This window comes from Pseudomonas sp. Marseille-Q8238, from assembly GCF_965111915.1.
In genome coordinates, this window is sequence record NZ_CBCOPI010000001.1 from 4,817,475 (window position 1) to 4,834,569 (window position 17,095).

General features: G+C 63.6%; 15 protein-coding genes. 7 read left to right on the forward strand and 8 right to left on the reverse strand.

Annotation, left to right across the window (positions count from 1 at the left end):
* Window positions 1-42 precede the first annotated feature (42 nt).
* Together ACWPW0_RS22215 and ACWPW0_RS22220 are read right to left on the reverse strand one after the other, a co-directional pair.
* Window positions 43-2,328, reverse strand: a complete 2,286-nt coding sequence (locus ACWPW0_RS22215) for an ABC transporter permease subunit (protein ID WP_454256576.1) — start codon at window positions 2,326-2,328, stop codon at window positions 43-45.
* Between the two features lie 184 nt (window positions 2,329-2,512).
* Entirely contained in the window at window positions 2,513-3,481 is a 969-nt protein-coding gene (locus ACWPW0_RS22220) for a PstS family phosphate ABC transporter substrate-binding protein (protein WP_447595161.1), read from the reverse strand.
* Between the two features lie 143 nt (window positions 3,482-3,624).
* Here ACWPW0_RS22220 and ACWPW0_RS22225 point away from each other — a divergent pair, with 143 nt between their 5' ends.
* Window positions 3,625-4,929: a PQQ-dependent sugar dehydrogenase gene (locus tag ACWPW0_RS22225; RefSeq protein ID WP_454256577.1), complete on the forward strand. Its 1,305-nt coding sequence runs from the start codon at window positions 3,625-3,627 to the stop codon at window positions 4,927-4,929.
* Between the two features lie 328 nt (window positions 4,930-5,257).
* On the opposite strand, the gene ACWPW0_RS22230 is transcribed toward ACWPW0_RS22225, so the two are convergent.
* The gene (locus tag ACWPW0_RS22230) at window positions 5,258-6,547 is read right to left on the reverse strand and encodes an MFS transporter (RefSeq protein ID WP_454256578.1); all 1,290 of its coding nucleotides are present in this window, start codon (window positions 6,545-6,547) and stop codon (window positions 5,258-5,260) included.
* Window positions 6,548-6,805: 258 nt separating this feature from the next.
* Between ACWPW0_RS22230 and ACWPW0_RS22235 the strand changes: the two genes are divergently transcribed.
* Window positions 6,806-7,207 (forward strand): acyl-CoA thioesterase, encoded by a 402-nt coding sequence (locus ACWPW0_RS22235; RefSeq protein ID WP_447595166.1) that lies wholly within the window; start codon window positions 6,806-6,808, stop codon window positions 7,205-7,207.
* Between the two features lie 136 nt (window positions 7,208-7,343).
* Window positions 7,344-8,243 (forward strand): D-hexose-6-phosphate mutarotase, encoded by a 900-nt coding sequence (locus ACWPW0_RS22240; protein WP_454256579.1) that lies wholly within the window; start codon window positions 7,344-7,346, stop codon window positions 8,241-8,243.
* A gap of 37 nt (window positions 8,244-8,280) precedes the next feature.
* Here the strand turns inward: ACWPW0_RS22240 and ACWPW0_RS22245 are convergent, their stop codons facing one another.
* The 4 genes from ACWPW0_RS22245 to purE all read right to left on the reverse strand — a co-directional run bounded on the left by ACWPW0_RS22245 (window position 8,281) and on the right by purE (window position 11,100).
* Window positions 8,281-8,817 carry a DUF3299 domain-containing protein gene (locus ACWPW0_RS22245; RefSeq protein ID WP_454256580.1) on the reverse strand — a complete coding sequence of 179 codons (537 nt, stop codon included), beginning with the start codon at window positions 8,815-8,817 and terminating at the stop codon, window positions 8,281-8,283.
* 241 nt (window positions 8,818-9,058) lie between these two features.
* Window positions 9,059-9,304, reverse strand: coding sequence for a GlsB/YeaQ/YmgE family stress response membrane protein (locus ACWPW0_RS22250; RefSeq protein ID WP_447595172.1), 246 nt, complete (start codon window positions 9,302-9,304; stop codon window positions 9,059-9,061).
* Window positions 9,305-9,380: 76 nt separating this feature from the next.
* A complete protein-coding gene (locus tag ACWPW0_RS22255; RefSeq protein WP_454256581.1) occupies window positions 9,381-10,463 on the reverse strand; it encodes a 5-(carboxyamino)imidazole ribonucleotide synthase in 1,083 nt (360 codons plus the stop codon).
* 145 nt (window positions 10,464-10,608) lie between these two features.
* On the reverse strand, window positions 10,609-11,100 hold the full coding sequence (gene purE, locus ACWPW0_RS22260; RefSeq protein WP_447595175.1) for a 5-(carboxyamino)imidazole ribonucleotide mutase: 492 nt from the start codon (window positions 11,098-11,100) through the stop codon (window positions 10,609-10,611).
* 465 nt (window positions 11,101-11,565) lie between these two features.
* Between purE and ACWPW0_RS22265 the strand changes: the two genes are divergently transcribed.
* From ACWPW0_RS22265 to ACWPW0_RS22280, 4 genes are all read left to right on the forward strand, one after another.
* Window positions 11,566-12,711, forward strand: a complete 1,146-nt coding sequence (locus ACWPW0_RS22265; RefSeq protein WP_454256582.1) for a hypothetical protein — start codon at window positions 11,566-11,568, stop codon at window positions 12,709-12,711.
* Window positions 12,712-12,827: 116 nt separating this feature from the next.
* Window positions 12,828-13,022: a hypothetical protein gene (locus ACWPW0_RS22270; protein WP_454256583.1), complete on the forward strand. Its 195-nt coding sequence runs from the start codon at window positions 12,828-12,830 to the stop codon at window positions 13,020-13,022.
* A gap of 95 nt (window positions 13,023-13,117) precedes the next feature.
* Entirely contained in the window at window positions 13,118-14,140 is a 1,023-nt protein-coding gene (gene adhP / locus ACWPW0_RS22275) for an alcohol dehydrogenase AdhP (RefSeq protein ID WP_454256584.1), read from the forward strand.
* 206 nt (window positions 14,141-14,346) lie between these two features.
* On the forward strand, window positions 14,347-15,990 hold the full coding sequence (locus ACWPW0_RS22280) for an ABC1 kinase family protein (RefSeq protein ID WP_454256585.1): 1,644 nt from the start codon (window positions 14,347-14,349) through the stop codon (window positions 15,988-15,990).
* Window positions 15,991-16,061: 71 nt separating this feature from the next.
* Here the strand turns inward: ACWPW0_RS22280 and ACWPW0_RS22285 are convergent, their stop codons facing one another.
* A complete protein-coding gene (locus ACWPW0_RS22285; protein WP_454256586.1) occupies window positions 16,062-16,856 on the reverse strand; it encodes a hypothetical protein in 795 nt (264 codons plus the stop codon).
* Window positions 16,857-17,095 lie beyond the last annotated feature (239 nt).

Consider the following 17,095-nt stretch of genomic DNA (forward strand, 5'->3'; position numbering starts at 1 on the left):
GCTTTGCTGTTTTACGTTCACGGACGTTTACCTTCCCGAGTCTTAGAGCGACGCGTATTTCTTGCGCAGGCGGGTACGGATCATCTCCGCCAGTGTGTTCATCACGAAGGTGAACGACAGCAGCACCAGCGCGGAGAGGAACAGCACGCGGTAGTGGGTACTGCCGACTTCCGACTCCGGCATTTCCACCGCCACGTTGGCAGCCAGGGTGCGCAGGCCTTCGAAGATGTTCATGTCCATGATCGGCGTATTGCCGGTGGCCATGAGGACGATCATGGTTTCGCCAACCGCGCGGCCCAGGCCGATCATCAGCGCCGAGAAGATGCCCGGGCTGGCAGTGAGGATGACCACGCGGGTCAGCGTCTGCCAGGGCGTGGCGCCGAGGGCCAGGGAGCCGAATGTGAGGCTCTTCGGCACGCTGAACACGGCGTCTTCGGCGATGGAGAAGATGTTCGGGATGACCGCGAAGCCCATGGCCAGGCCGACCACCAGGGCGTTGCGCTGGTCGAAGGCGATGCCCAGGTCATTGCTCAGCCACAGGCGCATGTCGCCACCGAAGAACCAGTTCTCCATGTGCCCGCTCATGCTCAGCGAGAACGCGCCGACCAGCAGGATCACCGGTACCAGCAGCGCCGCTTCCCAGCCATCCGGTACCAGCAGGCGAATCTTCTCCGGCAGGCGACTCCAGGCGAAGGCCGCGAGCAGGATGCCAAGCGGCATCAGCAGCAACAGGCTGAATATCCCCGGCAGGTGCCCTTCGACATAAGGCGCGAGGAACAGACCGGCGAAGAAGCCGAGGATCACCGTCGGCAATGCTTCCATCAACTCGATCACCGGCTTGACCTTGCGGCGCATCGCCGGGGCCATGAAGTAGGCGGTGTAGATGGCCGCGCAGATGGCCAGCGGAGCGGCCAGCAACATGGCGTAGAAGGCCGCCTTGAGCGTACCGAAGGTCAGTGGCGACAGGCTCAGCTTGGGCTCGAAATCGGTGTTGGCCGAGGTCGACTGCCAGACGTACTTGGGCTCGTCGTAGCTCTCGTACCAGACCTTGCCCCACAACGCGCTCCAGGAGATTTCCGGGTGCGGGTTATTGACCACGTAGCGTTGCAGCTGGCCCTTGGACTCGACCATGACCCGAGTGGCGCGTGGCGACAGCGCCGCTACGGCACCGGCGTCGGCAACCTTCTGGATCAGCAGGGTACGGTGGGCGGTGCTGTGGAAGATGCCCAGGGTGCCGTCGGCGTCCAGCGCCAGGAAACCCTTGCGCCGTTCTTCCGGAAGAATCTGGGTGATCGGGCTGTTGCCCAGTTTGAAGTCACGAATGCGCGTCAGCACGGCCTTGCCGTCACCGTCACGCACCATGAACCACTGCGCGATGCCACCCTTGCTGTCGCCGACCATCAGCGAGATCCCCCCCAGCAGCGGGTTCACCGTGCTGACCGAGGCATCGCCTTCGATCAGCTTGTAGCGACCATTCAGGCTGTTGTTGCGCAGGTTGAAGACATCGGCAGTGGCCTTGCCGTTGACCACGTACAGCCACTGCTGGCGCGGGTCGATGACCAGTGCCTTGATCGGCTCGGCGATCTGCGGCAGGGCAATCGCCTGCTGCTCCAGGCTGGTTTCGCCGGTCATCAGGTTTTCTTCGCGGGTGATCGACAGCAGGTGCACGTCGGCGCCGGTAGAGCCGCCGACCAGCAGGGTATTGCCGTTCTGGCTGATCGACACGTGCTCCAGGGCACGCCCCTGCTCATCCAGGTTCAACGGCTCCTGGCCAAACGGGTAGACCAGTTTGGGGGTGATGACCCGCACGTTGTCCGGGTAGGTCACCTTGTAGTCGTGCTCGAACACCAGCGCCTGGCCATTGGACAGGCCGAGTACCACACGGCGGCTGCCGGGCTGGTCCTGGCTGATCGAACTGATGCGCGCCCCGGCCGGCAGCGGCAGGTCGTAGGCGTTCAGGGCAGCGCCGTCCCTGACGGCGAAGAACTGCACCTTGCCATCGCTGTTCAGGCGCATGGCGACCCGATTCTGTTCTTCCATCGCCAGCAACAGCGGCGAACCCTCGCCCGCCAGCCACGCCGGCTGTTGCGCCTGGCGGGCCTCGAGGTCGGCACCGGAAAACATCGGCAGCACGACATGCGCGAGGTAGAAGAAGATCAGGGTAATGGCGGCCAGTACGGCCAGGCCACCAATGGAGACATACCAGCGGGTCAGGCGATCCTTGAAGGCTCGCACGCGACGCTTGCGCTGCAGGGTTGGCGTATTGAAGTCCAACCGTTGGTTGCTGTTCGAGGAAGCGGTCATGGAGTCGTTGGCCAAGTCGTTCATGCGAGGATCTCTGGGCGGTTGCGCACTCGCGCCCCTGGATTGAGCAGGAGCCTAAATCTAGCGATCTTGTGTGACAGAAAAATTACAGTCGCTTGACGCAACAACGCCCGCCACATGCAGGCATGCAAGGGCGGGCGTGTGCGGTGACCTGCCAGGCTCGTGACCCGGCAGGACGGCGGGCTGTTTACAGGCCCAGTTCTTTGCGGGTCTTCTCGACCACTTTAGCCGGCAGCGGGATGTAACCATCCTTGACCACCACTTCCTGACCTTGCTTGGACAGGACCAGCTTGACGAACTCGGCGTCCAGCGGGCTCAGCGGCTTGTTCGGCGCCTTGTTCACATAGACGTAGAAGAAGCGGGCCAGCGGGTACTTGCCGGACAGGGCATTGTTCTCGTTGGCTTCTTCGATCTCGCCATTCTTCTTCGACAGCGGTACGGCACGGACGCTGGCGGTCTTGTAACCGATGCCCGAGTAACCGATGGCGTTCACGGTGCTGGAGATCGACTGGACCACGGAAGCCGAACCCGGCTGCTCGTTGACGTTGGCCTTGAAGTCGCCTTTGCACAGGGCTTCTTCCTTGAAGTAACCGTAGGTGCCGGATACCGAGTTACGACCGAACAGCTGGATCGGCTTGCTCGCCCACTCGCCGGTCAGACCCAGGTCACCCCAGGTTTTCAGGTCTTTCTCGCCACCGCACAGGCGGGTGTTGGAGAAGATCGCGTCGACCTGGGCGATATCCAGCGACTTGATCGGGTTGTCCTTGTGCACGAATACGGCCAGGGCGTCGATCGCAACCGGGATGGCGGTCGGTTTGTAGCCATACTTCTCTTCGAAGGCCTGCAGCTCGTTGTCCTTCATGGCACGGCTCATCGGGCCGAGGTTTGCGGTACCCTCGGTCAGCGCGGGTGGCGCGGTCGACGAACCGGCGGCTTGGATCTGGATGTTCACGTTCGGGTAGAGTTTCTTGTATTCCTCGGCCCACAGTGTCATCAGGTTGGCCAGGGAATCGGAGCCGACGCTGGACAGATTGCCCGACACACCGGAGGTCTTTTCATAGGTCGGCAGAGCCGGGTCGATAGCGGCCACCGCAGATGCGGCGCTCACGCCAGCGGCGGCGAAGGTCAGGGCTGCCATCAAACGCTTGAGTTTCATGCCTTGCTCCTAGCAGGAAGTGGTGTTGGTTGGATCGGGGCCAAGTATCTGTAGGCCGTATGAACACTCTATGAAGACAATGTGACAATTGGATGAAAGGCCAGCATGACTGTCCATACTCTTTTCCACTCAGGAGAACACCCATGACGCCATTGCGCCTGCTGCCCCTTACCGCCCTGGTCCTGCTCTGCAGTGCCTGCGGCGAACAGGCCGCGCTGAACGTACAGGATGGCACCGGCCCCAACCCGCAACTGCCGGCGCCGAACAAGACCCTGCTGCCCACCGTGAACATCGCCCCGGCTACCGGCTGGCCACAGGGTGGCAAACCACTGGCGGCACCGGGCACCCAGGTCAATGCATTCGCCGATGGCCTGGACCACCCGCGCTGGCTGTACGTGCTGCCCAATGGCGACGTACTGGTGGCCGAGAGCAATGCCCCACGGGCCGACAAGGGTTTCAGCTTCAAGGGCTGGATCGCCGGGCTGGTGATGTCCCGCGCCGGCGCCGGCGTGCCCAGCGCCGACCGCATCACCCTGCTGCGCGACACCGACAACGATGGCGTAGCCGATGTACGCAGCGTGTTCCTCGACAACCTGCACTCGCCCTTCGGCATGGCCCTGGTTGGTAACGACTTCTATATCGCCAACGCCGATGCCCTGGTGCGTGTGCCCTACAGCGAAGGCCAGACGCGGATCGACGCGGAACCGGTCAAGGTCACCGACCTGCCGGCCGGGATCAATCACCACTGGACCAAGAACGTCATCGCCAACGCCGATGGCAGCAAGCTCTACGTGACCGTCGGCTCCAACAGCAACGTCGGCGAAAACGGCCTGGATATAGAAGAAGGCCGCGCGGCGATCTGGGAAGTCGACCGCGCCAGCGGCAACAAACGCCTGTTCGCCAGCGGCCTGCGCAACCCCAATGGCCTGGCCTGGGAGCCACAAAGCGGTGTCTTGTGGACGGCAGTCAACGAACGCGACGAGATCGGCAGTGACCTCGTGCCAGACTACATCACCTCGGTGAAAGACGGTGGCTTCTACGGCTGGCCCTGGAGCTACTACGGGCAGCACGTCGATGTGCGCGTACAGCCGCCACAACCCGAGCAGGTAGCCAAGGCCCTGGTGCCAGATTATGCGCTGGGCCCGCACACCGCCTCGCTGGGCATCGCCTTCGGCCAGGGCGGCGCGCTGCCGGCGTTCCGCGACGGCCTGTTCGTCGGCCAGCATGGTTCGTGGAACCGCAAACCGCACAGCGGCTACAAGGTGATCTTCGTGCCGTTCGCCGAAGGCAAGCCGAACGGCCTGCCGCAGGACGTGCTGACCGGCTTCCTGGATGCCGATGGCAAGGCCCAGGGCCGGCCGGTGGACGTAATCCTCGACAAGCAGGGCGCGCTACTGGTGACCGACGATGTCGGCAACACCGTCTGGCGGGTAACGCCGGCGCAGTGATAGCGGGCCGCGGGGCCACCGCTCTTGAAAGCAGGCCCTGCAGCACGCACGCAGCCAGGAACCTGCTCACGGCCTGAGTCCGAGCCAGACCAGGCAGAGCCAGGGCTGTTGATGTTGCAGCATGGATGGCCGGATCGAGGCAGTTGCGGACGTTCGACGTTTGCGTTTCATGGCGCGCCGATTGGTGGGCTAAAGCCCACCCTACGCGGGGTTCTGTTCCTGTAGGGTGGGCTTCAGCCCACCAGTTGCGGTGTCCGCAACTGCCTGTTACTCCCGCTGGTCGTTGCCACGCCGCATAACTATCCGCCAGGAGATCGTGAGCAAGCTCTTAGCGCCCCTTCTTCAGCAGGTACAAGCCGCTCAGCACCGCGACCCCGCATAGCGCAGCCACGTAATAGGCCGGCCCGAGCGGGTCCCAGGCAATCAGCAGGGCTACCGCCATCGGCGTCAGCCCGCCGAAGACCGCATAGGCCAGGTTGTAGGAAAACGACAACCCGGAGAAACGCACTTCCGCCGGGAACGCCGTGACCATCACGTACGGCACTGCACCAATGGTGCCAACCAGCAGCCCGGTCAGGGCATACAGCGGGAACAGCCAGTCCGGATGGGCCGCCAGGCTGGTGTAGAAGGTCCAGGAACTGGCCGCCAGCAACAGGCCGCCAACCACGAAGGTACGCCCCGCACCAAAACGGTCGGCCAGCGCACCCGACGCGATGCAGCCGAACGTCAGGCAGATGATCGCCAGGCTGTTGGCCTTGGACGCGGTCACCGCATCGAACTTGTAGACCGTCTCCAGGAAATTCGGCGTCATCAGGATCACCACCACGATGCCGGCGGTCAGTACCCAGGTCAGCAGCATCGACAGCACGATGCCTTCGCGGTGCTCACGCAAAACGGTCTTGAGCGGCACCTCGGCCGCCAGTGCCTTGCGCTGCTGCAGCTCGGCGAACACCGGCGTCTCGTGCAGCCAGCGGCGCAGGTACACGGAGAACAGGCCGAAGATACCGCCGACCAGGAACGGCACACGCCAGGCCCAGTCCAGCACTTCTGCCGGGGTGTACAGGCTGTTGAGCAGGGTCGCCATCAGCGAACCAAGCAAAATGCCGAAGGTCAGCCCCGAGGTCAGCGTGCCGCAGGCATAGCCGACGTTGCGCGCCGGCACGTGTTCGGCGACGAACACCCAGGCCCCCGGCACCTCGCCGCCAATCGCCGCGCCCTGGACGATGCGCATCAGCAGGAGCAGCAACGGCGCCCAGATGCCGATCTGCGCATAGGTCGGCATCAACCCGATGAGCAGCGTGGGCACCGACATCATGAAGATGCTCAGGGTGAACATGCGCTTGCGCCCGAGCAGGTCGCCAAAGTGGGCCATGATGATGCCGCCCAGCGGGCGCGCCAGGTAACCGGCGGCGAACAACCCGAAGGTCTGCAACTGGCGCAGCCACTCGGGGATATCCCCCGGGAAGAACAAGGTACCGATGGCCTTGGCGAAGAAGATGAAGATGATGAAGTCGTAGAACTCGAGGGCACCGCCCAGAGCGGACAGCGACAGCGTTTTGTAGTCACGACGAGTCAGTGGGCGCTGGACGGGCGCGGCACTGGAGGGCACGGAAGACATGATCAGCGGTTCTATATAAGGGTGTGAAGGCAGGCACTGCATCGCAGCAGCGGCACGATAGCAAAATGCGGCAATACCGCGCACGAGAAATGCAGACCCAACGGTCGTCGTTTGACGCCGCGCCCGATATACTGCCGAAGCATCCGCCAGCCCGGAGTCAGAGCCCTTGCGGCTTGTAGGGTCGGATCAAGATGCTCCGCGGGATAGCCGAGCACCGCGCTCGCCCATGACAAGAAAGCAGCTCAGGGTTCCACAACAATGATCGAACTCGAACAGGAAGACCCGATACCACAGGGCGATCTGGCCCTGCAGCTCACCGCCCTGCCGCGTGAAACCAATGGTTTCGGCGACATTTTTGGCGGTTGGCTGGTATCGCAAATGGATTTGGCCGGTACTGCCATGGCCAGCAAGGTCGCTGGCGGACGCGTAGCCACGGTAGCCATCGATCGCATGGCCTTTCTGGTGCCGGTGGCCGTGGGTGCGCAGCTGTCGTTCTATACCCAGGCCCTGGAGATCGGCCGCAGCTCGATCCAGATGCTGGTCGAGGTGTGGAGCGACGATCCGCTGTCCAGTGAATGGCGCAAGGTCACCGAAGCGGTGTTCGTGTTCGTCGCCATCGACGGCAGCGGACGCACCCGCCCAGTACCGCCCCGCCGCTGAGACTCAGGCCGCACGACCGAGGTCGTGCCCGCCCTCTTCTGCCCTTATCCCACAACCTATGCATCGTTTGTCGGTGCATGGCGCACCCTGCTGCCCTACAGCGGTCCACCCTGTATCAGCATCGAGGAGACCGAACATGAGCCAGACGCAGATCGAACGCGTGGAGCTGGGCGAACTGACCTGTTGGCGCGTGCACAATGGTGATGCCGAGCTGCTGGTCGCCCAGCAGGGTGCGCAGGTGCTGCACTACCAGCACGGCAATCAACCCCCGCTGATCTGGCTCAGCGACGAAGCCGGCTACCAATCCGGCCAGTCGGTGCGCGGTGGCATACCGGTGTGCTGGCCCTGGTTTGGCGACCTGCGCCGCAATCCACCTGCCGTCCGGGCCCTGCACCAGCAGGTCGACAGTGCACCAGCCCACGGCGGGGTACGCGGCCTCGACTGGCGCTTGCTGGGCATCGATGAGCAGGATGGCGTGGTTTCGCTGGAGTTCGCCTTCGACAGCAGTCACCAGCCACTGCCCGACTGGCCCCACGCGGTAGAACTGCGCCTGACCATTCGCCTCGACCAGCATCTGCATCTGGAACTGACCAGCCACAACCTGGGCACCGTGCCCGTCGCACTGAGCCAGGCGCTGCATACCTATTTCGCCGTCAGTGATATCCATGCGGTCAACGTGGCCGGTCTGGACGGTTGTCGCTATATCGAAACCCTGGCCGGCTGGGAGGAACGCACCCAGCAGGGCGAGCTGCATTTCAGCGGAGAAACCGACCGCATCTACCTCGATACGCCGCCCCGGCTGACCATCGTCGACAGCGGCTGGCAACGCCGTATCCACCTCAACGCCCAGGGCTCGCGCTCGGCCGTGGTGTGGAACCCGTGGATCGACAAGGCTGCGCGGCTATCGCACTTCGCCGACGATGCCTGGCAAGGCATGCTGTGCATCGAGACGGCGAACATCTGGGATGACTGCATCACCCTGGCGCCGGGTGAACGCCATCGCCTGGCCCTGAGCCTGTGGAGTAGCGCCCTGTAGGGCGCATACCGCAGCAACGCGGGCAAGCGGCCGCCCGCTACAGGTCTTCATCCTCGACCAGACGTACGCCACTGGCATCGATGGCATACGCCGCATCGGCCAGGTCATTGCTCACCGTCTCGATCTTCAGCGGGCCTTCGACCCAGAGCGGGGAATAGATGTCGTCGAGGAGAATGCCCTTGGGATACCGCACCAGCACGATCTGGTTTGGCGGGGGCGGCGGCACGTGGATGCAGGCGCCCGGATAAGGCACGAGGAAGAACAGCGTGCTATTGCCCTTGGCATCGGCTTCCAACGGCACCGGATAGCCGCCCAGACGAATGCGTTTGCCGTCGAGCGCGGCCACGGTCTTGGCCGAATACATCACCGCTGGCAGGTCGTGATCCTGCTGCTTGAGGCCACCCTTGTTGCTGAAGGTGCCATCGCCCTCGGGGCTGTCGTGACTGATCTCCGGCATCGCCTCCAGCGCGCGCTGATCCTCAATCGGCATCAGCTCGAGCCAGTCGGTCTCCGCCAGTTCGGCGCGGACCAGGGTGGAACACAACAGCAGGACCAGCAGCAGGAAGCCACGCATGACAACACTCACGAGAAGGGACAGGCGCTAAGACTAACGGCTCCAGCGCCTGGTTCCCATTGGCCCGCGAGCTTCGTCTGCTTTAGAAGCTGTTTACGATCTCTTGCCCGTCGGCCATACCGCGTTAAAAACAGGCTCGGATGCGAGCCCAGTCGGAATGCTCATTTACAGCTCGTAAGCTCCGCTTCCTCGCCTGTTTTTGCCTTGTCTGGCTCTAGTCCAAAAGACCGTAAACAGCTTCTTAGCTTTTTTTGATCAAGCCGTAGATGACCAGCAGGATGATCGCGCCGACCACCGCACCGATGAAGCCCGCCGCCTGCCCGGCCTGGTAGATACCCAGTGCCTGGCCGCCGTAGGTAGCCGCCAGCGAGCCGCCGATACCGAGCAGGATGGTCATGATCCAGCCCATGCTGTCGTCGCCGGGTTTGAGAAAACGTGCCACCAGCCCGACAAGCAGGCCGATCAAGATGGTACCGATAATGCCCATACGCAACTCCACTGCATAAAGGAAAGGCGTACCGGATGGCACGCCTTTGTCTCAGACTAGCAGCAAGCGAAGCGGTTCAGCTTTTGATCAGCGCCTCGACCTCGGCGATGCGGGCCTTGAGCGTGGCCAGGTCTGCGCTGCGCAGGGTGGCATGGCCAACTTTGCGCCCGGCCTTGAAGGCCTTGCCGTAATGGTGCAGGTGGCAATCGTCGATCGCCACCACCTTGCTCACCGCCGGCACTTCGCCGATGAAGTTGAGCATGGCGCTCTCGCCGACCTTGGCAGTCGAACCCAAAGGCAGGCCGGCAACGGCACGCAGGTGATTCTCGAACTGGCTGCACTCGGCGCCTTCGATGGTCCAGTGCCCGGAGTTGTGCACACGCGGGGCGATCTCGTTGGCCTTGAGGCCACCGTCGACTTCGAAGAACTCGAACGCCAGCACGCCCACGTAATCCAGCTGCTTGAGCACGCGGCCGACGTAATCCTCGGCCAAGGCCTGCAGCGGGTGGTCGGTGCTGGCGATGGACAGGGCCAGCACACCGCTGTCATGGCGGTTGTGCACCAGCGGATAGAAGCGCGTTTCGCCGTCACGACCGCGCACGGCCACCAGCGACACCTCGCCGGTGAACGGCACGAAGCCTTCGAGGATGCACGGCACGCTGCCCAGCTCGGCGAAAGCACCCAGCACATCTTCGACCTTGCGCAGCACCTTCTGGCCTTTGCCGTCGTAGCCGAGGGTGCGGGTCTTCATCACCGCCGGCAGGCCGATGCGGGCCACTGCCGCGTCAAGATCCGCCTGAGACTGGATATCGGCGAACTCCGGCGTGGGAATGCCGAGATCCTTGAACATCGACTTCTCGAACCAGCGGTCACGGGCGATGCGCAGCGCTTCGGCGCTCGGGTAGACCGGCACGAACTGCGAGAGAAAGGCCACGGTTTCGGCCGGCACGCTCTCGAATTCGAAGGTCACCAGATCGACTTCGTCGGCCAGTTGACGCAGGTGATCCTGATCGCCGTAATCGGCACGAATGTGCTCACCCAGGGCCTGGGCACAGGCATCCGGCGCCGGGTCGAGGAAGGCGAAATTCATGCCCAGGGGAGTACCAGCCAGGGCCAGCATACGGCCCAGTTGACCACCACCGATTACGCCGATTTTCATACATGAGCCCCTTTCAGTAGGCAGCGAGACCAAGTCGTTGAGTGCCGTCGCAGCGCAGGGCGCTGAGTTTACGTGGCTGTAAATGAGCATTCCGAGCAGCGGACGGCACTCGACGGCGCCGTGTCGCAGCTCCTACTGAGTGGGCTCAGGCCTCGCGTGGGTCTGGGTTGTTCAGCACAGTCTCGGTCTGCTCCTGGCGGAACTGCTTCAGCGCCGCGTGGAACTGCGGGTGCTGGTGACCGAGGATACTCGCCGCCAGCAACGCGGCATTGACCGCACCCGCCTTGCCGATGGCCAGGGTGGCGACCGGAATACCGGCCGGCATCTGCACGATCGACAGCAGCGAGTCGACACCCGACAGCACGGCAGACTGCACCGGCACGCCGAGCACCGGCAGGTGGGTCTTGGCGGCACACATGCCCGGCAGGTGCGCGGCGCCACCGGCGCCGGCGATGATCACCTGGATGCCGCGGTCCGCCGCCTGTTCGGCGTACTGGAACAGCAGGTCCGGGGTGCGGTGCGCGGAGACCACCTGCACTTCGTTGGGAATGCCCAGTTTGTCGAGCATTTCGACGGTGTGACTGAGGGTGCTCCAGTCGGATTTGGAGCCCATGATCACGCCTACCAGTGCGCTCATCGTCTTGCCTCATCAAGGTGCGCCGGGTGGCGCGACAAAAACCAACAAGCCACGCGAATGGCGTGGCTTGTCTGCGATGTTAAGCCGGCGTGCGCTGCCGGCTAAAAAATAGCCGCGCAGTATACCGCAAAGCCGCCGCTGGCGAGCATTGGCCGCGACCGTTTATCCAGAGCCACCCGAAACCGGCCATTCAACGCCTTTGCAGCAGGGACCATTGCCTTGAGAAAGACCATGCCGCACCGCAGACTGCCGGCATTTCCCATGCTGGATATGCACAGCCGAATGCAGCCTACCCACTTCCCACCGACCGAAGGGAGCCGCTTCTCAGCCTGGAGGTACCTGCACGCCACACCGAGCGCGCGTCTTGGAATTTGCCGCGTGGTGATACTGCTGTCATCGCTGTTCGTCCTTTTTCCCGCCTGGTCAGCCTGCGTGCCTGGCAGCCAGAGCTCGCAAGAACCCTATTTGGGTTACACAACAGGAGACAAAGGCGCCCCCGAGGAGGACGAAACCTGGCATGCGTCCGTACGCACCCTCACTCGAGATGACGGCAGCCCGCAGTTCGAGCTGATCACCCGCCCCGGCCAGCACTTCGATTCGATCGAGCCCATCGGACTGGGTGATGGCGCGGTGGGTTTCGTGGCGCTGCGCCATGGCTGCCTGCAATTGCTCGACCCGGAAGGCACCGCGTACCCCACCCCTGCGTTCGAGATGCTCGAATACGACAGCGCCGTTACGCCAGGCCAGGTACTGCTGCGCCTGGTAACCGGCTCCCGCTACAGGCTGGCGCTTTTCGGGCAAGGCCGCCTGCTGGCGGCCTCGCAGCAGGACTATACCGCGGCCCCCTTCTCATCCAGGGCATTCTGGCCAGAGCACCTGCGCGAGGTGTACGTCGAGACCGAGCACAGCAGCGGTCACGGCATCATCGATCTCCGCGATCTCGGGGAGGTCCTCGCGCCGCACTGGCAACACATAGCGGCCATCGGGCTCGTGGAAGACAGCCAGCCCGCGCGTTATCTGCTGGCGACACGCGATGCCCGCAGCACGCTGTTTCCGCTCGATGGAGGAACCCCACTGATCCGGGATATCGCCTCGCTGGATAAATGGGAAAACCTGTTCCCCCATGCGCCGGGGCGTCAGGCAACAGAACGTGCCGCGCTGGTCGTGCGCCTGGAGGGCGAAGCCGGATGCCGCCTGCTGGATATGCGACTGCGGCCACTCATGCCGCACCTGCTGCCGTTGCGCCAGGGCCATTGCGATACCGGGCAGAACAGCACGGACCGCCGCTACCTCTTTACCGACGCCGATAACCAGACGGTGCAGGTCTATGCCATAGAGCCCGATGCCCGCCTGCGTCTCGTCAGCAGCATTCCCGGGCGGATCGAAATGGGCCAAGAAGCCACGGGGCTGGTTGTGGTGAAAACCCCATCGAAGCAGGGCGAGGTGTACCGCATCCATCGCGCGGATGGCAGCCTCGCCAGCCCAACGAACTACAGCGGCTTCCAGGCATTGGGTTGCGGCTTCATGGAGGTGCAGCACCAGGGTCGATGGCTGTCCCTGATGAGTGATGGTCGTGTCCTTGAAGAGCGCTTCTACCCGTTCAGTTGCTGAGCGATCACGCGACGAGAGAGAGGAAAGGACAGCGCGAATCGCAATCCCGGTGCTTCAATTTCGACGGAGTCCGCGTACAATCGCCGCCCCTCGACGGATTGAAAAGGACTTTCAAGATGCTCCGCCCCCTCTCCTGTATCGCCCTGCTGGCAAGCACCGCTCTCGGTGGCTGCGCCGCCCTGCACGACCAGCCCTTCGCTACCCGGGAACACCGCGCCCTCTACGTCGCCGACGCGCAGGAAGAGGCGATGTCGTGCTACCAGATGTTCGCCTGCCCACTGATCAGCAGCGAACGCCTGAGCAGCAAATAGCGCCACGACGGCGGCTTTCTTGTCCCAGCTCAATACGGTTGCGCATGACGGGTCCAGACTGAAGGTTCCCTTGTCGCACCGAGAGAAGCACTGTCATGGACAAAACGATGAAAGCCGCCGTTGTGCACGCCTTCGGCGAACCGCTACGCATCGAGGAAGTGCAGGTACCCCTGCCCGGACCCGGGCAGATTCTGGTGAAGATCGAAGCCTCCGGGGTCTGCCATACCGACCTGCACGCGGCCGAAGGCGACTGGCCGGTGAAACCCAGCCTGCCGTTCATCCCCGGCCATGAAGGGGTCGGCTATGTCGCCGCCGTCGGCAGCGGTGTCACCCGGGTCAAGGAAGGCGACCGCGTCGGCGTGCCCTGGCTGTATACCGCCTGCGGCTGCTGCGAACACTGCCTGACCGGCTGGGAAACCCTCTGCGCCGGGCAACAGAACACCGGTTATTCGATCAACGGTGGCTTCGCCGAATACGTGCTGGCCGATCCCAATTTCGTCGGCCTGCTGCCGCAGCATGTCGGCTTCAACGAGATCGCGCCGATCCTCTGCGCCGGTGTCACCGTGTACAAGGGCCTGAAGGTCACCGGCGCCCGCCCCGGCCAGTGGGTGGCGATATCCGGGATCGGCGGCCTCGGTCACGTCGCCGTGCAATACGCCCGCGCCATGGGCCTGCATGTAGCAGCCATCGATGTCGACGACGCCAAGCTGGAGCTGGCACGCAAGCTCGGCGCCAGCCTGACCGTCAACGCCCTCAAGGAAGACCCGGTCGAGGTGATCCAGCGCGACATCGGCGGCGCCCACGGCGTATTGGTAACGGCCGTGTCCAACAGCGCCTTCGGCCAGGCCATCGGCATGGCCCGTCGTCACGGCACCGTGGCGCTGGTCGGCCTGCCGCCAGGCGATTTCCCGACGCCGATCTTCGACGTGGTACTCAAGGCCATCAGCATCACCGGCTCCATCGTCGGCACCCGTGCGGACCTGCAGGAAGCCCTCGACTTTGCCGCCGAAGGCCAGGTCAAGGCGACCATCCACACCGACAAGCTGGAAAACATCAACCAGGTGTTCGAGCAGATGCGCGCCGGGCAGATCGAAGGGCGCATCGTCATGCAGTTCTGATGACCTTCAGGGTGCGCTGGGCTGATCAGGCGCTTAGCGCACCCTACGCAGGCCTCTTCACCACACCGCACCGCCCTCCGAGCACATCACTCGAATCATCGGCCTGTCCCATGGTCGGACCTTGAGGCACGGGTATCGTCAGGCACAGCGTCTACGCTGAGGTGACGATCCCGCAAGGATCCACTGGCCCAAGGACTGACACGACCATGCTGGAATCGACCTGGACGGCACTCAAGCACCATCAACGCATTCGCCAGATCGTCACCGTACTCGCGAGCTTCGGCGCCCAGGATGTGCTGTTGCGCCTGGGCCTGGGACGCTTGCTGGCTGACTCGCCGCAAACCGACGATAACCCGACCCAGGGCTCCACACCCCAGCGGGTGCGCCTGGCGCTGGAGCAGCTGGGGCCGACCTTCATCAAGCTGGGGCAGATTCTCGCCACCCGCAGCGACATTCTCCCGGCGCCCTGGATCAATGAGCTGGAACGGCTGCACAGCAGTGCCGCGACCCTGGCCTGGAACGACGTGGAAGCGCAGGTGCTGGAAGACCTCGGCGGCGAACTGGATCAGGTGTTCGCCGAGTTCGACCGCGAACCGCTGGCCGCCGCGTCCATCGCCCAGGTGTACCGGGCTCGCCTGCTCAGCGGAGAGGCAGTGGTGGTCAAGGTCCAGCGCCCAGGCTTGCGGCGTAAGATGACCGCCGACCTGCAACTGCTCGAAAGCCTGGCCCTGCTGGTGGAGGAAAATGCCGCCCTGGCCCACTACCAGCCACGGCAGATGGTCCGGCAGTTGGCCCGCGCCATGCTCGAAGAACTGGACTTCACCGAGGAAGGCCAGCACTGCGACACGGTGGCGGCGAATTTTGCCGAACACCCGCAGATCGTCATTCCCCGCATCTACTGGGCCTACAGCAGCCAGCGCCTGCTGGTGCAGGACTTCCTGCCCAGCCACACGCCACTGGAACGCGAAGCGCTGCTGGAGCAGGGCCTGGACCCCAGCCTGCTGGCCCGGCGCGGTGCCGAAGCCTTTATCAAGATGCTTCTCGAGGACGGCCTGTTCCATGGCGACCCGCACCCCGGCAACCTGCGCGCCATGGACGACAACCGGGTCGGCTTCATCGACTTCGGCATGGTCGGCCGCCTGGACGAACGCCGCCGCCTGGAAGTCATGAGCTTCATGCGCGCCATGACCGAAGGCAGCACCGAAGCCCTGGTGGCGGTGTTGATCGACTGGAGCGACGAGCAGGTGCGCGACCTGTCCGCCATCGAGCAGGCCGCGCGCGAATTCATGGGCCGCCATGGCGGCCAGGCCTTGAACATGAGCGCAATGATTCAGGACTTCCTCGAACTGATGCGCGAATACCGGCTGCTGTTACCGGCGGACCTGCTGGTGCTGTTCAAGGCGCTGATCACCGCCGATGGCGTGCTGACCCGGCTCGACCCGCAACTGGACCTGGTGGTCACCGCGCGGCCCGCGATCAACAAGATGCTCAGGGAACGCTTCAACTGGAAACTGGCTCGGCGCCTGGGCCTCGACGGCCTGGAGTTGGGCAGCGGCCTGTTGAGCGAACTGCCGCAGCTGACACGCCTGCTGATCAACCGCCTGAAACACGGCGTGGTCGACCTGCGCCTCGACATGCCAGGCATCGAACGCCTGGAAAAATCCCTGCGCCTGGCCTCCACTCGGCTGTCCCTGGCGCTGCTGATCAGCGCCCTGCTGATCGCCTTCGGCCCACAGATCGCCGCCGCCGGCCCGACATGGCAGGGGCTTTCCGTGGTTGGTTGGATCGCGGGGCTGGCCACCCTGAGCGCGTTGCTGGCGTTTGTCTGGAGCTTGTTCAAAAGCCCCTGAACGCCTGCTTACGATTTCCTGACTGTCAGCCCAGCAGCGAGGGCGGTGAATTCACCGCCCTACGGCAGGACTCAACGGTTGAGCAGGAAGGCGCGGATGAAGTCGCCCTGGTTGGGTGCGTCCTTCTCGGTGGCGAAGCGGATGACGCCGTCTTCCTCGCGCAGCTTCATCGCCCGGTCGAAGCGGCATTCCAACCCTTTGATGGTGCGTGCCTGGCGCTTGAAAGCGCTGTCGTCCTGACACAGGCGACCCACCTGACTGGCCACCTCGCCACAGAAGCTGGCAACGCTGAGTTCCAGCAGTTGCTGATCGGTGACTTTCGGCCAATCAACCTGGGTGGTCAGGCTGACGCCACACGCGCTGGAAGCAGCCTGGTCCAGTTGCTGCAATTCGCTCTGGGTGCTCTTCAGGCGCTTGTCACGGTCGAAGGTGGCGAGCTTGGCCTGCACACCCTTGGCCTTCTGCTTGTCGTACTGCGCCTGCAGGTCAGCGGGTTTGCTGGCTTTGCTGCGAGCCTCATTGAAGCTGAGGGTGAAACCTTCGGTACCCGGCAGATATAGCTGGTAGCTCTCACCACTCCATCCCTGGCGTTTGACCACCAGATTGAAAGAACGGCCATCAAGGGTGGTGCCATAGTCACGCTCATCGTTGCCACGCTCGGCCACGTCGGTGAGGAATACCACGCCGTCCACCGGATGGTTGATACCACTGACCTGAATCAGGGCCTGCTTGCCATCGACACTTGGGGCGAGCTGTACGCTCACGCCCTGACCGGCGTCGAATACCTGTGGGTATTTGGCCAGCTCCAGAGCGGCAGCATTGACGGAAAACACGGCGCTGGCGAGCAGCAAAAACAGGCGTTGCATGACGATGTCCTTATGCGATGTGAAGGCCGGAAGTGTAGCGATGGCCCGGCTTGGCGTCCGTGAACGAGGTCGCTTGTACCTTGCATCGCACGCCCAGAAACGGGTCTTGAAGCCCGGCATGCCATCACGGGGCGACCCGGCAGCCCGGCATTCGGAATTCCGAACGCCAAAGCCGCCAATGGTCGAGAAACCGAATAGCCAAGATTCGTCACGCCACCGATAAAAATAAATAAGCCCTT